The 15,659-nt window shown below is 44.5% G+C and carries 18 protein-coding genes and 2 pseudogenes; 3 read left to right on the top strand and 17 right to left on the bottom strand.

What is annotated here, in order from left to right:
* Positions 1–73: 73 nt before the first annotated feature.
* The 4 genes from DXB18_RS02230 to DXB18_RS02215 form a co-directional block, all read right to left on the bottom strand.
* Positions 74–316 (bottom strand): helix-turn-helix domain-containing protein, encoded by a 243-nt coding sequence (locus tag DXB18_RS02230; protein WP_002604473.1) that lies wholly within the window; start codon positions 314–316, stop codon positions 74–76.
* On the bottom strand, positions 300–737 hold the full coding sequence (locus DXB18_RS02225) for a sigma-70 family RNA polymerase sigma factor (protein WP_002604474.1): 438 nt from the start codon (positions 735–737) through the stop codon (positions 300–302). Before DXB18_RS02225 ends, DXB18_RS02230 begins: the two co-directional genes overlap by 17 nt.
* 473 nt (positions 738–1,210) lie before the next feature.
* The gene (gene rlmN / locus DXB18_RS02220; protein WP_002584956.1) at positions 1,211–2,194 is read right to left on the bottom strand and encodes a 23S rRNA (adenine(2503)-C(2))-methyltransferase RlmN; all 984 of its coding nucleotides are present in this window, start codon (positions 2,192–2,194) and stop codon (positions 1,211–1,213) included.
* 16 nt (positions 2,195–2,210) lie between these two features.
* Positions 2,211–2,396: a cysteine-rich KTR domain-containing protein gene (locus DXB18_RS02215; protein WP_003431289.1), complete on the bottom strand. Its 186-nt coding sequence runs from the start codon at positions 2,394–2,396 to the stop codon at positions 2,211–2,213.
* Positions 2,397–2,794: 398 nt separating this feature from the next.
* On the opposite strand from DXB18_RS02215, the gene DXB18_RS02210 reads away from it, so the two are divergent.
* Positions 2,795–3,175: a helix-turn-helix transcriptional regulator gene (locus DXB18_RS02210; protein WP_118705861.1), complete on the top strand. Its 381-nt coding sequence runs from the start codon at positions 2,795–2,797 to the stop codon at positions 3,173–3,175.
* 247 nt (positions 3,176–3,422) lie between these two features.
* Here DXB18_RS02210 and DXB18_RS02205 read toward each other — a convergent pair whose 3' ends face one another.
* The 6 genes and pseudogenes from DXB18_RS02205 to DXB18_RS02180 form a co-directional block, all read right to left on the bottom strand.
* A complete protein-coding gene (locus tag DXB18_RS02205) occupies positions 3,423–3,632 on the bottom strand; it encodes a transposon-transfer assisting family protein (RefSeq protein WP_002584960.1) in 210 nt (69 codons plus the stop codon).
* A gap of 4 nt (positions 3,633–3,636) precedes the next feature.
* A pseudogene (locus DXB18_RS16820) lies at positions 3,637–4,410 on the bottom strand (YodL domain-containing protein); the annotation flags it as partial.
* Positions 4,411–4,845, bottom strand: a pseudogene (locus DXB18_RS16815) (MobA/MobL family protein); the annotation flags it as partial.
* Positions 4,821–5,126 (bottom strand): hypothetical protein, encoded by a 306-nt coding sequence (locus DXB18_RS02195; RefSeq protein WP_005345966.1) that lies wholly within the window; start codon positions 5,124–5,126, stop codon positions 4,821–4,823. The pseudogene DXB18_RS16815 and the gene DXB18_RS02195, both read right to left, overlap by 25 nt.
* A complete protein-coding gene (locus DXB18_RS02190) occupies positions 5,126–5,440 on the bottom strand; it encodes a hypothetical protein (RefSeq protein ID WP_014080633.1) in 315 nt (104 codons plus the stop codon). Before DXB18_RS02190 ends, DXB18_RS02195 begins: the two co-directional genes overlap by 1 nt.
* 263 nt (positions 5,441–5,703) lie before the next feature.
* Positions 5,704–5,934: a helix-turn-helix domain-containing protein gene (locus DXB18_RS02180; protein WP_008115699.1), complete on the bottom strand. Its 231-nt coding sequence runs from the start codon at positions 5,932–5,934 to the stop codon at positions 5,704–5,706.
* 174 nt (positions 5,935–6,108) lie between these two features.
* Here DXB18_RS02180 and DXB18_RS02175 point away from each other — a divergent pair, with 174 nt between their 5' ends.
* Both DXB18_RS02175 and DXB18_RS02170 read left to right on the top strand, forming a co-directional pair.
* Positions 6,109–6,738 carry a helix-turn-helix transcriptional regulator gene (locus DXB18_RS02175; protein WP_003505395.1) on the top strand — a complete coding sequence of 210 codons (630 nt, stop codon included), beginning with the start codon at positions 6,109–6,111 and terminating at the stop codon, positions 6,736–6,738.
* Positions 6,739–6,824: 86 nt separating this feature from the next.
* On the top strand, positions 6,825–8,120 hold the full coding sequence (locus DXB18_RS02170) for a tyrosine-type recombinase/integrase (RefSeq protein ID WP_014080634.1): 1,296 nt from the start codon (positions 6,825–6,827) through the stop codon (positions 8,118–8,120).
* A 165-nt stretch (positions 8,121–8,285) separates the two neighbouring features.
* On the opposite strand, the gene DXB18_RS02165 is transcribed toward DXB18_RS02170, so the two are convergent.
* The 7 genes from DXB18_RS02165 to topA all read right to left on the bottom strand — a co-directional run bounded on the left by DXB18_RS02165 (position 8,286) and on the right by topA (position 15,659).
* Entirely contained in the window at positions 8,286–8,810 is a 525-nt protein-coding gene (locus DXB18_RS02165) for a hypothetical protein (protein WP_118543074.1), read from the bottom strand.
* A gap of 60 nt (positions 8,811–8,870) precedes the next feature.
* Positions 8,871–9,251: a DUF2500 domain-containing protein gene (locus tag DXB18_RS02160; protein ID WP_118543096.1), complete on the bottom strand. Its 381-nt coding sequence runs from the start codon at positions 9,249–9,251 to the stop codon at positions 8,871–8,873.
* A 273-nt stretch (positions 9,252–9,524) separates the two neighbouring features.
* Positions 9,525–10,046, bottom strand: a complete 522-nt coding sequence (locus DXB18_RS02155; protein ID WP_279220815.1) for a TIGR02452 family protein — start codon at positions 10,044–10,046, stop codon at positions 9,525–9,527.
* Between the two features lie 570 nt (positions 10,047–10,616).
* Entirely contained in the window at positions 10,617–11,555 is a 939-nt protein-coding gene (tsf, locus tag DXB18_RS02150) for a translation elongation factor Ts (protein ID WP_118705750.1), read from the bottom strand.
* A 170-nt stretch (positions 11,556–11,725) separates the two neighbouring features.
* Positions 11,726–12,463, bottom strand: a complete 738-nt coding sequence (rpsB, locus tag DXB18_RS02145; RefSeq protein ID WP_147561182.1) for a 30S ribosomal protein S2 — start codon at positions 12,461–12,463, stop codon at positions 11,726–11,728.
* Positions 12,464–12,679: 216 nt separating this feature from the next.
* Positions 12,680–13,456 carry a GTP-sensing pleiotropic transcriptional regulator CodY gene (gene codY, locus DXB18_RS02140; RefSeq protein WP_118543079.1) on the bottom strand — a complete coding sequence of 259 codons (777 nt, stop codon included), beginning with the start codon at positions 13,454–13,456 and terminating at the stop codon, positions 12,680–12,682.
* Between the two features lie 112 nt (positions 13,457–13,568).
* Positions 13,569–15,659 (bottom strand): type I DNA topoisomerase, encoded by a 2,091-nt coding sequence (gene topA / locus DXB18_RS02135; RefSeq protein WP_118705748.1) that lies wholly within the window; start codon positions 15,657–15,659, stop codon positions 13,569–13,571.

Raw genomic sequence — 15,659 nt, 5'->3', positions numbered from 1 at the left:
CTTTTGCGGAACGACAAATAGCCCATAACGGGAAGCGTGGAAAGGGGACACGCTCCCCGCATGGGCTAAAAGATTATCCTACATGAAAAGCAAGGGTGCGGGTAATAAGGCGCACTTGCAGCCTGTTACGCATTTCCTCGTCCACATAGGAATAGGTATTGCCCGCGTCGTCTTTCAGCGTGCGGGTACAAAGTTTCGCTATGTAACCCTCGTAGTGCTTCAAGATCGCGCACATGGCGGTTGTGTCGCCGTTTGCCGCTGCGGAAATGACAGGGAACGGCAACAGATTTTCAGACTTCCTAACGGTATTCATCATCTGCTTTTCCCTCCAAATACTGTTTGATTTTCGCAAGCGCGGATTTCCTGTGCCGGAAAACCGTCGTGCGTACAACATTCAGCAGTTCGCCAATTTCCGCGTCGCTCATATCCAAGAAGTAGGACAAAAGGATAATGTCGCGTTTCCTTTCGGGCAAAGCGTTAAGGGCTTCGGCAAGCAGTTCATTTTTGACGAGTACATCAAAGCCGGACACTTGAAAACGGAAATAATCGCTTTCGTATTCGTCCGTTGTGAAAAGCTGCGCGAGTTCGCTTTCGCTCAAATCCGAAAAAGTAACTTCGCGTGCTGCGCGTTTCGCAAGAGTGCGGCGGTGGCTTTTCGCTTCGCCGACCAAAGTTTTCTTTGCTAATGCGTCGTACTGATGTTGTATTCTTTCCTTGTCGGAAGAAGATAGCTCCATAGAGTTCACCTCCTTCCCGCGTGGAGTAGAGGACGGGAGTTAAGGGCTTGTCCTCTCTGCCCCTTTCGCTCCGTACCCGTTCGGGAGATGGCTCTTGAGTGCGCTTTTCAGAAAAAAGTTGAAAAAAGCAAAATGCGCCCGTCCGCAAGACGCGGACGGGCGCAAAGGAAATGTAAGCAGTAGCTAAATGTATTGACAGTTCACATTCATAGCCGGAATATCCCGCTTGCGGAGCATAGCTTTTTTTGACCGCAAAGCATTAGGCGGGTTACAGTAAATAAAAATGGACACGGCGATACCTCCCCGATACCGCCGTATCCTTAAAAAAGGGCGACTTTAATACACTACCCGCAATCCATTCTATAATAGGGAACAGCGGCTTTTGCGCAATATTAAATAAAAAAGCCGATAACACATAGGTTTTTTGACCTAATGCGTTATCGGCTCTGCGTCTATGCGTCTGGCACTTTTAATCATTTTTTTTTGAATTTATTATATGTGTTAGCTAACTGTCCACAAGCCGCGTTAATCTCTCTGCCATGAGAAACTCTCATAGTAACTTCAAGTCCTGCTTGCTCTAATTGATGTTTGAATGCAACTATTTCCCGTTTCTGTGGTGCTTTAATTCTTGAATTGCTTGTTGGGTTGTATTGTAACACGTTAATCATAACTTTTTTGCCCCGAAACCATTTTGCAAGTTGTCTTACATCTGAGGGCCGGTCATTTATACCCGGTAAAAGCAAATACGCAAAGACAATTTTGCGATTATGCCTTTCAGAATAGGATAAGGCTTGCTTAACAACATCTTCAATAGCATATATGCGCATGTGAGGAATAATACGATTTCTTGCAGATTGTGTTGCTGCGTGTAAAGATATTGTCAACTGAATTTTAAGATGTTCCTCGCGCAATTTTTTTAATTGATCGACCGGACCAACTGTTGATATGGTAATGCCGTCGGTTGGAAAGTTGAGCCCATATCTATCTCGGAGAATATGGATTGCTTTTATCAAGTTGTCATAATTGAATAAAGGCTCTCCCATACCCATAAAAACGATACGGTTTACTTTTCGACGCAACAATATAATCTGTTGTACGATTTCTGACGATGTTAGATTACGAACAAAGCCATTTCGCCCGGACTCACAAAAAATACAACCAACAGGACAACCGACTTGTGTGCTCACGCAAACAGTTCCACCATCTCGCCGCTTGATAAAAACCGTTTCAATGTATTTGTTGTCTTTCAGTTCGTAAACATACTTTTCAGTATCACTGCTTTTGCAAATATTTTTTACCAACATTGATAGATTTTTTTTGCGTGGTAATTGCTTATATAATTCTTCATATAAGGCTTTTGCTTCATTCTCGCCAATAACTTCCGACATTTCTTTGTAAGTAAATCCGTATGGATCATTCCGTACTTCCGCAGGCGTATATTTAGGTAAACGTTTCATTTTTATATCCTTTCTTCTAAATAATAAAAGTTTGTTTTTCTGTATTTTTGATTACAATCTCTAATTTTTCTACATCAATGATATGCGTCAATTTGCATTTAGGGCAGAAAAGAGGAAAATCTTTTAATACAGTATTATGAAATACTTGAACTCTCGTCTTTCCGTTACAAATCGGACATTTTATCCAATATTTTTTAAGCATTATATTTCACTCGTCCTTTTTACACAAAAAAATGCAGGTCAATCCTCAACATGAGCATTGACCTGCATTTATAATGCACAGAGCAGTACAACAAAACTAAGGCATAGCTTGCACTATGTCTATACTATATCTATACGTCGTTAGTTTTTTGTATAGCATCCGCAAAATAAGCATGACAAAAAAGCCCATGTTGAAAATGGGAAAATCCTTTTTTTCAATGCTTATCTAATACGCATGCTATGCAACATAAACGCCGCCTCCTTTTACATAAATTTTATTTTATCAGAAAATCAGTCTACTGTCAATACACAACAGGAAGTATTTAACCTAATGATATGAATTGTGTGGACATATCCAAAAAGAAAGGTGAACTGTAAAATGTAACAGGGTGAATGAAAATGGCAAAAAGACCCGTACCATTGTACGACTTTAAGGCTTTCGGGGCAGCTATAAAAGCCGCGAGAAATGAATACGGCGAGAGCCGCAAAAAGGTAAGCGACGAGTTATATATTTCCCCGCGCTACCTTGCGAATATCGAGAACAAGGGACAACAGCCGAGTTTACAGGTATTCTATGACCTTGTAACCCGGTATCATATTTCGGTAGATCAATTTTTCTTCCCGAACAGCAATGCGGAGAAATCCACCGGGCGGCGGCAGCTTGACGCGCTGCTGGACGGTATGAGCGATAAAGGCATACGGATTGTAACCGCAACAGCAAGGGAGATAACGGAAGAAGCAAATGCAGGAATACGGCGTTGTCAAAAAGAACGTCGATAGTATTCTTTACCCGTCCCAAAGCAGGGCGCGGGAGCAGGAGCGATAAGGCGCAAAACATGGGGTGGCAAGTGGAATGTTAAGGGCTGAAAACGCCTGTGTTTCTGCGGCTTCCAGCGCATGAAAACGACATAGACGATAAAGTATATTCAAACCCGCAAAAACGGCTTTCTAATTGTCCACGCAAGGACAAAAAAAGAACAGGGGCGCGGTGCCGGAAATCGGCAACCGCGCCCCTGTTCTCTATGGGCTATTCCTCGTCGGTCAAGATAAACTCCCTTTCGGAAAACTCGCTGTCCGTCATGGCTTGCAGCTTGTTCACCGCTGCGGCGGCAAGCTGGCGCATATCCTCGTCCATGTAGGGCATGGCGGCAAGGATATTTTCAAGCGTTGTTTCCCGGCTGTCCTCGGCGTAGATCGCAACAATGTTTTCTTCCTCAATGGTAAAGCGGGTATTCATGCTATCAAACCTCCAAATCCTTTTTATGCTCTTTCTGTTTATCTTTCGGCTGCTGCGCCGCCTGTTTCTTGTATTCGTCCAGCTTCTTCAAAATGGACGGTTTTTTCTGCGGCTGTTCCCGTTTCTCGGCTTTTACCGCTTTTGCAAGGTCGGTAACGGAAATCGCTTCCCCCGCCTTTGCCCGCTGCTCAAAATCTGCAACGGTGGGCGTTTGCGGCGTATTGTTGATAAGCCCGTCAAAATTGTTGTCGTTCTGCTCTATGGTGTCCTCGACGTGCTTTAAGGGATTATCCCGCTGCGGCTGCTCGGCGGCTATGGCATAAGCCTGTGTGCCATTCCCCATAATGAGATACTTCCCGTCCTCCGACGCATGGTGAAAACCAAATCCCGCCGCTTCGATCTGTTCACGGCTCATATCGGTAATATGAAAATTGCCCCTCGGCGTTCTAACGGTTTCACCCGTCAAAAGGCTGTCGGGGGTCGCTTCCGGCTGCTGCTTTTCAAGCTGCCCGTCCTTGTAGGAATATCCTTGCGCCGCGATTGCTTCAAGGGTCTTGCCCGTAACGTCGCCATAAATCCGCTTGTCTGCGTCAACCAGCATTTGCAAAGTGTCTTGTACGGTGTCGGACAAGGCTTGCTGCTGTTCGGGCGGCAGCTTGTCAAATACGGGGGTCTGCTGCTCCTGCAAAAACTCCGGCACTTGCTGAAAACCGATACTGTCTACATAGTGGGCGGTGTCCTCGTCGTTCTGATGAAGCACAACAATGTCGGAAACGGAAGTCTTTTGAATATATTCGGTTGTATAATCAATCTGTTCCTGTCTGCTCCATTCTTTCGGCAGGGAAAATTCAAATGAGCGTCCAAGCTGTGCATCTGCATTTTTTTCTATCTTCAATACCTCATTCCATAGACGCTGTTTCTGAAATGTGATTTTAAACTTTTCCAGTGCGGCATCTTTATCATCCGCTCTTTTATAACGGATAGACTGTTGAAACCTTTTTATATTTTCTTCCGGTACATGCAGCCATTCAGGAGGTGCATTTTCGCACATCATCAGACTGGTGTAGACGACTTCCTTTTTGGAAGTATAGTAACTGATTCTGCCTGTTTCCTCATTCTTCATCACATCTCCATTAAGATATGCCGATGCGGATATGACAGATTTTCCTTTACTGCGCCCGACAATCTTTACTGTAAAGTGAAATATCGCCATGATACGATTCCCCCTTTCTGCCGTATCCGGCATTGATTTCCGACAGCATCTTCTTCTGGTTTGGCAGAAGTGAAGCTGTCGGAACGCCCTCTGCGCAAGAGTGCCCCCTGCGGCATGAGCAGGTCTGGCTGAAAGCCCCGCCGACGGAACGAGCCCGGCAAGCGTAAGCGCAGACCGGTTGCCACTTGTGGCAAACTTATAAGGACGACCTCTGGTTGTCCATAAGTGCGCCCTTCATTCAAAGGCAATGAAGGGAATGGAAAAACCACTCCCTCCGCCATTACACTTCCTCCATATCTGTAAGTGGCTCTTTCTGCATCGCCTTTGAGAAAAACTTTCCGTTTGTTTCCTGCCTTTTTAAGAAGCCTATCAACTTTGGTAAATCTTCCTCCTCAATCGGACAGCCAAGAACCGATTCCACCGCACCGCCAATCTGACAGAGCCTGTGGGTTCGTTTTTTACTTTCCTCGGCTTTCTTTCTCTTTTCCAGTTCCTTTCGCTGTGCAATGAGCTTTTTGGTAGCTTCGATGCTTTCCTGTTCCTTTTTCTCTAATGCACGTATTCTTTCTTCATAAGTCTTTGTTGATTTCGCCATATCGTCTTCATCCTTTCTCTTATAATCAAATCTTGCTCTGCTAAGATTTGGCACACGATTCTGGTCAGCTCTGTTGACATAATTCCAATCAGAATCGTGGTGCATCCTTGCGGAGCATTATCTTGTCGATGTTTTTCCGACAAGATAAACATTAGTTCCCGGTTGCATATCAGGAGAAGCACATGGTATAATCCTCTTGCGTGTAGGTATATCATGGCTTCGGTCTGATAGAACCTTTGGCGGTTTCGTAGGAAGCCGCCTTTTTAAGTTGCCACATTTCTTGTGACAGTTTTTACATTTCCTTTATCCCTCAGATCTCGCCCCTCGTTGGCTTCCATGAACTTTTCCAGAATGTCAGTTTTAATAAGGACTTTTCTTCCGACTTTTAATACCGGAAGTTTCTTCCATTCAACCAGCTTTCTCAAAGTGTTTCTGCCAATTCCTGTATAGTCGGCTGCTTCCTCGATGGATAATGCAATCTTTCTTTCCGTCATCTTGTCACCTCCTTATGAATTGCATTATGCAATTTCTGTTGTGCTGTTAGTATAGCGGTTTTATATTGTGTTGTCAAGCGTTATGAAATTTTAAAAATAATTATTATATTGCATATTGCAATTATGTGAGGTACATGCTATAATTCATACATACCGAAAAAGGAGGCAATCAGCATGAAAGATAAAGAACTACGCAAGCTGATAGGCAGCAGGGCAAAACAGCGTCGTCTGGAATTAAATCTGACACAGCCTTATGTTGCAGAGAAGATGGGAGTTACCGCTTCCACAATCCTGCGTTATGAGAATGGTTCGATTGACAATACCAAAAAGATGGTGCTGGAAGGTCTTTCGGAAGCACTTCATGTATCTATTGAATGGCTCAGAGGGGAAACCGATGAATACGAAACCGATATTACGGATAAGAAAGAATTACAGATTCGTGATGCAATGGGCGATATTCTCAAACAGTTACCTCTCGACCTTAGTAAAAAGGAAGATGCTTTTTCCAAAGATTTACTGCTGTTGATGTTAAAGCAATATAACCTGTTTCTGGAATCATTCCAGTTTGCCTGCAAGAATTACAAGGGCAACACGAATGAAGCTGATATTGCAAAAGTAATGGGGTTTGAATCGAATGATGAATATAACGAGATTATGTTTCTCCGGGAGATCACCCACACTGTTAATGCCTTTAACGACATGGCAGATATCGTAAGGCTTTATTCCAAGAAACCGGAAATGGCAGAACAAAGGCTTGAAAATCTTTTATCAGAAGTTTTGTATGAGGATTCCGATTCGGTATAGAACGACAACCGGAGTTATGATATACTTACACGCAAGAAGCATTTCATCAGTTCCGATTGTCTGATATCGAAAGGAGACACACGATTATGGCAAAAGGATCTGTAAGAAAAAAAGGAAAGAAATGGTACTACCGCTTCTATGTAGAAGATGCAAGCGGCAATCTGGTTCAGAAAGAATACGCTGGAACAGAAAGTAAAAGTGAAACGGAAAAACTGCTCCGTCAGGCAATGGATGATTACGAAAGCAAGAAATTTGTCGCAAAGACAGATAATCTTACTGTAGGAGAACTTCTTGATATGTGGGCGGAAGAAGAACTGAAAGTCGGAACACTCAGCAATGGTACAGTGGAAAATTATCTTGGTGCAATCCGTTGTATCAAGAAACATCCGATTGCAGAACGCAAATTAAAAACCGTTACTGCTGAACATTTACAGGCATTTCTCGATCTGCTTACATTCGGTGGGGAATTTCCAGATGGAAAAGTGAGAAAAGGATACAGTAAAGATTACATCCATTCCTTTTCAGCAGTATTACAACAGGCTTTCCGGTTTGCAGTATTTCCAAAACAGTTGATTACTTTTAATCCTATGCAGTATATTAAGCTGAAAAAACAGGCAGAGGATGTGGATTTATTCTCAGATGATGAGGTAGAAGAAGGCATACAGCCTATTTCCCATGAAGATTATGAGAGACTGATAGAATACCTCAAAGTAAAGAATCCACCTGCAATCCTGCCAATCCAGATCGCATACTATGCGGGACTTCGTATCGGTGAAGTTTGCGGATTGACATGGCAGGACATCAATCTTGAAGAACAATGCCTGACCATTAAAAGAAGTATCCGCTATGATGGCACAAAACATAAAAACATCATCGGACCGACCAAGCGAAAGAAAGTAAGGATTGTTGATTTTGGCGATACTCTGACTGAAATACTGAAAACCGCCAGAAAAAAACAGCTTAAAAGCCGGATGCAGTATGGTGAACTTTACCACCGCAATTTCTACAAGGAAGCACAGGACAAAAACAGAGTGTATTATGAATATTATCATCTGGACGGAACCGAAGAAATCCCGGTAGATTACAAGGAAATCTCCTTTGTCTGCCTGAGACCGGACGGATGTCTGGAACTGCCAAGCACACTCAGCATTGCCTGCCGATCAGTTGCAAAAAGGCTGGACGGATTTGAGAATTTCCATTTCCACCAGTTGCGACACACCTACACAAGCAACCTCCTCTCAAACGGAGCTGCCCCAAAAGATGTGCAGGAACTGTTAGGGCACTCTGATGTCAGTACCACAATGAATGTCTACGCCCACTCTACAAGAAAGGCAAAGCGGAACTCCGCCAGACTTCTTGATAAAGTGGCAGGCAACGACTAAATAAAAAATTCCCTTATTTCCCTTGCTGATTCCGCATAAGGTCAAAAATAAGGGAAAATACATATCATTTCACTATTTAAGGGGCTGGAAAGCCCGTAAAATAAGGAAAGTTCAAGAAATCTCTCCACAAATTACGATTTATCCAGTTAAGAAAACTGGAAGTTGTCAAAGAGAATTGTTCCAGTATTCCACAGTATTGCCATTCACATCATAGAATGTAATGGTTCCCGCATTTATAGGCAAAACAATCGCAAAAGGTTTATTGCTGTCAATGTCAAGCACATGAATTGTGTTGCCGTCATCTATTTCAAGCTGTGTTACCTGTTGCTGATTCATAGAAATAAATGCTCGCTCATTATATCCTTCTACGGTGTACTCGGCAATTCCTCTTTGAACCCCCGAAAGGTTTCCACCCCCACGGAAAAAGTATCCAAAGGAAAGACCAGGGCGGTTGAGATAGACGGAAAAAGAATGGTCACTCAAATCCTGAGGGTAAGAAATATATGCAGCCATCGTGCTGGAAACGCTTCCATCGACCGTCCAATCATCCTTAATCTTCTGCGACGAACGAATATCTGTCTCCAGCTTAGATGAAGTCACGCCGATCTCATTGTTCGTATAAAGAAAACAAACAAATAAAATACAAACAAGAACAACCCCTATCACAATTTTAAGAAATATTTTTTTCACGCTATCAAAACTCCTTGTCAAGTTCCGATTTTCTTAATTCTACAAATTGAAATTCTACTTCTATTTTTCAATAGCCCTCTCGAATCCCAGATAACGACTTCCCTGGAATGTCAGCTTTCCTTCGTCTCCTTCTGCCAGCATTCCATACTCTTTTCCATATACAGAAAATTCCATCCGATCACCGCTTTCCACCTCAAAAGTAACATAATAAGAGGTGCTGGTGGTAGTATGATACCCGTGAGTTCCTGAAGTGTCTCCTCCAACCGGCTCGTTGTGATGTGTCGTATTCTGTCGCTTGGCAGCCACCCTGGCTTCCACCGTTAAACGGGGAGAATTATTATTTTTATTCCAAGTTCTTATTCCACTTATGAAGGTAAATAGGATCATCCCAAATATCAGTAAAAACATAACTGGAAAAATCAAATCAAATAAATCAAACATCATATTCATAAACTCTCCTCCTGTAACTTCCGATTTGCAGCTTCTATTCTACCTTATTCGTATGGCGGCGGGGAATGATCCCCGCTTTGCAATCGCCCGCGCATGGTTGCAGGTTACGCCATCTGTCCACCCTTGTAGCTTTGCAGCCATACACATACAGCAAGGGGGATTTTCTGTTTCTATTCTACCACACATACGTGCTGTCTCATAGAAAATTCGGAGAGAATCTGGGAGAAACCAAACATTATTTTTCTTCTTCCTTTTCTCACCTATCTATTTTCTGTTTCCAAGTAGCCGCTTAAACACCGCATAATTGTTTCCACTCGGATTTACTGTTTGATCCCGCTTCGGACAGTACACGGCAAATTCCACGGTATCAAAATCGTATTCAAACTCAGCCAGTACTTCTTTATAAGCCCGTGCCACAACCTCCGGCGGATTCTGGAATGCCCCGCATCCAAAAGCTCCGAGTATCAGCACCTCTGCACCATTCTCCTTTGCTATGGAAAAAAGACGCTTTGCACGTTTTTTATGGATTGCAAGCAGTTCCATCGGCTTCACCGCAATTGCCTTGGATGGCTCCGGGTTCCACTTGTTGTTTGGATTCGGGCGGAGATTTGGGGCTGCAATCGTAATTACATCCAGACTCATTCGCTGACTTTCCGGGAGCATCTGCATTCGGTGATCATCCTTAAAAACCACAACATCTGGTGTGTAGATCGCATCATCATTATAGGTTGTATTCACCTCTCCATTCCGCAGCATGCTATATCGCCTGGTTTCATTAAGTATCACGTCCTTGTTTTGTATCTTGTATATAGAATAGCAGGGATCGTAAAGATAGGCAATGTGATTTTGTGGAATTGGTTGGATGTATCTTTATTATATAGGAAAGCCGTCAGCATCTCTTCCGCTGGCGGCTTCTGTTATCCTTTACTATACAAATTTCACACACAAGCAAGCATTTTTGTATCAACGCCAACTCTTACAAACCGCATATTTAAGCCATTTTTCGATGGTGTACAAATCTATTTTTGTACACCTATTTTAGTGTACAAATTTTTGTATAGTAAACATTTTTTCGAAAAGAGCTTAGATGTCCTATAAACCAGACAGTATCTCTTCTATAAAATTAGCAATTTTCCCCTCGATACAAGTTTTGTACAACGACTGTACAAATTTGTATACGAAGGTGTAAAATCTGGTAACAACTTATGCTATCCACTCTATAACATCTGCCACAATAAAAGCGCAAAGAAAAAGTCCGGAAACCCGCATAAACGCTGGATTCCCGGACTTATATCGTCTTCTATTAAATTGTACTAAGCTGTCAATTTTAGAAGCGGATCAAATGCGAAATTCGCATTAGTTACCCATCTGCTTTGCAACTTCCTCTGCAAAGTTCTCCTCTTTCTTCTCAAGGCCCTCACCGGTCTCGAAACGAACAAAGCCCTTCACAGTGATCTTAGCGCCGTTCTCTTTTGCTACCTGAGCTACGTACTGAGCTACGGACTGCTTGCCATCCTCTGCCTTTACGTAGGTCTGGTCTAACAGGCAGATCTCTTTCATCTCTTTGTTGATACGACCCTGGATCATGCCCTGGATTACTTTCTCCGGCTTGGAAGCTTCCTTCGGATCGTTCTGGATCTGAGCCATCAGGATGCCTTTCTCGTGCTCGATGAACTCAGCGCTAACCTCGTCACGGCTGGTGTACTTCGGATTCAGAGCTGCGATCTGCATAGCGATGTTCTTGCCCATCTCTTTTACAGCATCGTTAACAACATCGGTCTCAACGTCAACTAAAACGCCGATTCTGCCGCCAGCATGGATGTAGGATACAACAACACCGTTCTCCTCTACAACCTGTTTGAAACGACGGATGTTCATGTTCTCACCGATGATGGAGATCTGGGAAGACAGAGCCTCTTTTACGGTCAGGGTCTCGTCTGCTACCCACTTCTCAGCCATGAAGGTGTCCATGTCTGCTGCGGTAGTGGTCAGAGCCTGTGCTGCAACCTGTGCAACGTAAGCCTGGAATTTTGCATTCTTTGCAACGAAGTCGGTCTCAGCGTTAACCTCAACAACAACAGCCTTCTTCTCGTCGTCAGTCATAGCGGTTGCTACGATACCCTCTGCTGCGATACGGCCAGCCTTCTTCTCTGCGCCAGCAAGTCCTTTCTCTCTTAAGAACTCTACTGCCTTGTCCATATCACCGTCGGTAGCTGCAAGTGCTTTCTTGCAATCCATCATACCTGCACCGGTCATTTCTCTTAACTCTTTTACCATTGCTGCAGTAACTGCCATTGTTAATTCCCTCCATTTTATATTTTAAAAATTTTGTTTCGTAACGCAAAATGTGCCTTTGCGCCAAATGCGCATTCAGCGGAGCGTCTTCTTTCACAGGACGAATTTCCCATGAAACTTAAAATGCTCCGACCTGCATATCCTGCAGGTCGAAGCACCTTATTGTTCGATTAAGCCTCGGTAGTTTCCTCTGCCTCGAATGCCTCAGCAAAGTCAGCCTGAGCCTCACCCTGGTTTGCCTCGATTACTGCATCTGCCATCTTAGCCACGATTAATTTAACGGCTCTGATTGCATCGTCGTTACCCGGGATTACGTAGTCAAGCTCTTCCGGATCACAGTTGGTATCAGCGATACCGATTAACGGAATACCCAGAGTATGAGCCTCCTGTACGCAGATTCTCTCCTTCTTCGGATCTACGATGAAGATAGCGTCTGGCAGTTTCTTCATCTCTTTGATACCGCCAAGGTTCTTCTCCAGCTTCTCCCACTCTTTCTTGATCTCGATAACTTCCTTCTTCGGCAGTACGTCGAAAGTACCGTCCTCAGCCATGGTCTCGATTGCTTTCAGTCTTGCGATACGACTCTGGATGGTCTTGAAGTTGGTCAGCATACCGCCTAACCATCTCTCGTTTACATAGAACATTCCGCAACGCTCTGCCTCAGTCTTGATAGCGTCCTGAGCCTGCTTCTTGGTACCAACGAAAAGGATGGTGCCGCCGTTTGCAGCGATCTCGGATACTGCGTTGTAAGCCTCGTCTACCTTGCCTACAGACTTCTGTAAGTCGATGATGTAGATACCGTTACGCTCGGTGTAGATGTACGGAGCCATTTTCGGGTTCCATCTTCTGGTCTGATGTCCGAAATGAACACCAGCTTCTAACAGCTGCTTCATAGAAATAACGCTCATGTTTGTTTCCTCCATTTGGTTTTTTACTTCCGCCTGCGTCTTGTGCTTCCTCCGGGACCATACGGCACCACCGTCAGAATCAGCAGACGTGTTTTTTGTCAGCCTCACTATGATATCATAACTGCCATGGTTTGACAAGGACTTTTTCGCAAAAAAAGGATAAAAAGAACAGAGAAATTCCGTTCCTTTTATCCTTTCTGGTTTTCTGATACCGGCTTATTTTGACATTTTAATATTTTTCAGTTCATCGAATACCACATCGTTTAAGACCTTAATGTAGGTTCCCTTCATACCGGAGGATCGGGATTCAATGACGCCTGCACTCTCAAACTTGCGCAGCGCATTGACGATCACGGAACGGGTAATGCCGACACGGTCTGCGATCTTGCTGGCTACCAGGATTCCCTCGTTTCCGTCGAGCTCTTCAAAGATATGGGTGATGGCTTCCAGTTCGGAGAAGGATAAGGTACTGATGGCAGATTTTACGATCTGCACTTTTCTGGTCTCTTCTGCGTTCTCTTCATTCACGGAACGCATCATTTCCAGACCGACTACGGTGGTGCCGTACTCACTTAAGATGATATCGTCGATGTCGTACTGCTCATCGCACTTGTAAATGAACAGGGTACCAAGGCGCTCCCCAGCAATATCGATCGGGGTAATGATGGCCTGGTATTTCTTTACGTTTTCCTCTGCGAAACCAAGTGTTGCGAGGTTCACGTTTTCTTTCGTGGAGAGGATGCTGAGCAGTCGTTCATTCAGCATACGGTCTACGAATCCACCCACCTGATCTTCAATCAATTCCTCAATCTCATCTACACCGGGGCAAAGACCTACGCCAAGAACTTTTCCTTTCTTACTGATCACCAGAATATTGGAAAGAAGGATCTCGCTCAGGACTTTGCAGATGTCGTTGAATACCACTTTATGGGAATTGTTGTTATGCAGTAACTTATTGATTTTTCTCGTCTTATCAAGAAGCTGTACACTCATTTCAAAAAACCTCCTCAATTCATTGATATTCGTTTCAAATGTCTTCTCCAATATCTAAATATTAGCACGACTTTGGACAAATAACAAGAGTTTTTTGAAATTTTCAATTAATTTAATCATTGGACTGTTTTTCTTTGATATTTGTGGTGTATCCGCACTGTTCATTGGCGCAGAGAAGCTTGCTTCCCTTCTCTACCATGTAACTGCCGCATTTCGGACAACGCTCTGCAGATGGCTTCTGCCAGGACATGAAGTCGCATTCCGGATTGTTTTCGCAGCCGTAATAACGTCTTCCCTTCTTGGTCTTCTTGATGACAATATCTTTTCCGCACTGCGGGCATGCCACGCCGGTCTTTTCCAGATACGGCTTGGTATTTTTGCAATCTGGAAAGCCCGGGCAGGCTAAGAATTTTCCATGCGGGCCATACTTTACTACCATGTTCCGTCCGCAGACATCGCAGATCACATCGGACACTTCATCGGCGATCTTGACGGACTCCAGAGTTTTTTCTGCCGTGGTGACTGCCTGGTCCAGATCCGGGTAGAAGTTTTCCACGATCGTCTTCCACTTTACGGTACCGTCTGCCACTTTATCCAGAAGCAGTTCCATGTTTGCGGTAAAACTTAAATCCACGATACTCGGGAAACATTTCTTCATGATACCGTTCACGGCCTCGCCAAGCTCTGTCACGTAAAGGTTCTTGTTTTCCTTTGTCACGTAGCGTCTTGCCAGAATCGTGGTAATGGTCGGCGCATAGGTACTCGGACGGCCAATGCCCTGCTCCTCCATAGCCTTAACCAGGGAAGCCTCGGTGTAGTGGGCAGGAGGCTGGGTAAAATGCTGGCTCGGCTTTAACTCTGCCAGGTTCAGGACATCTCCGGTCTCCAGCTTTCCAAGGAGTGCATTGCCTGCTTCTTTGTCATCCTCCTGCACATAAACAGACATAAAACCATCAAACGACAATTTGGATGCCGCCAGGATAAAAAGATAATCACCTGCTGCCACTTTCACGGATGTGGTAGTGTAAACAGCCGGCTGCATACGGCTTGCAGTAAAGCGCTTCCAGATCAGCTGGTACAGGCGGAACTGGTCGCGCTGCAGGGACTCCTTCACGATGGTCGGTGTCAGGGTGATATCAGTCGGTCGGATCGCCTCGTGCGCATCCTGGATCTTGCCAGTGGTTTTCTTAGCCTGATCCTGCTGCAATACATAGTCCGCACCAAAGGTACGCTCTACGTATGCGCGTGCTGCTGCATCTGCCTCTTCTGCGATTCGGGTAGAATCGGTACGCAGGTAGGTGATCAGACCAATGGTACCGTGTCCCTTCACATCTACGCCCTCATAAAGCTGCTGTGCGATCCGCATCGTCTTCTGGGTAGAGAAGTTTAATACCTTGGATGCTTCCTGCTGCAAAGTACTGGTGGTAAACGGGATCGGCGGCTTTTTGCTGCGCTCACCGTATTTGACGTTTTCCACAACGTACTCTTTTCCTTCCAGGGCTTTTAAGATCTGGTCCAGCTCTTCTTTTTTGTGAATGGCAATCTTCTCATCCCGTGTGCCATAAAATTTGGCATTTAAAGTTTTTTTGCTGCCCTTTTGGGAAAATTCTGCCTCCAGGTTCCAGTATTCCTCCGGAATAAAAGCCTCAATCTCCTCTTCCCGGTCGCAGATCATGCGCAGAGCCACGGACTGTACGCGTCCGGCACTCAGACCACGTTTGACCTTTGCCCATAAAAGCGGGCTGATGCGGTAGCCTACCATACGGTCCAGCATACGTCTGGTCTGCTGGGCATCGACCAGATTCATATCGATCGCACGCGGAGCCTTCAAAGATGCTTTTACCGCGTTCTTGGTAATCTCGTTAAAGCTGATCCGGTAAACCTTTTTGTCCTTTGCCTCATCCAGCTTCAAAGCCTTCATGAGATGCCAGGAAATGGCTTCTCCCTCGCGGTCCGGGTCCGTTGCAAGATAGATCTTATCCGCTTTCTTCACTTCTTTGCGAAGCTTTGCCAGAATGTCACCTTTTCCGCGAATCGTAATATATTTCGGTTCGTAATCATGTTCAGCGTCAAATCCGAGGCTGCTCTTTGGTAAATCTCTCACATGTCCGTTGGAAGCATCCACCTCATAGGTGGAACCAAGGAATTTTTTGATGGTTTTCACCTTTGCAGGAGACTCCACAATCACTAAATTATTTGCCAT

The sequence above is a fragment of the Clostridium sp. OM02-18AC genome (assembly GCF_003481825.1).
Taxonomy (GTDB): Bacteria; Bacillota; Clostridia; order Lachnospirales; family Lachnospiraceae; genus Brotaphodocola.
This window is presented reverse-complemented; position numbering and strand designations above follow the sequence as displayed.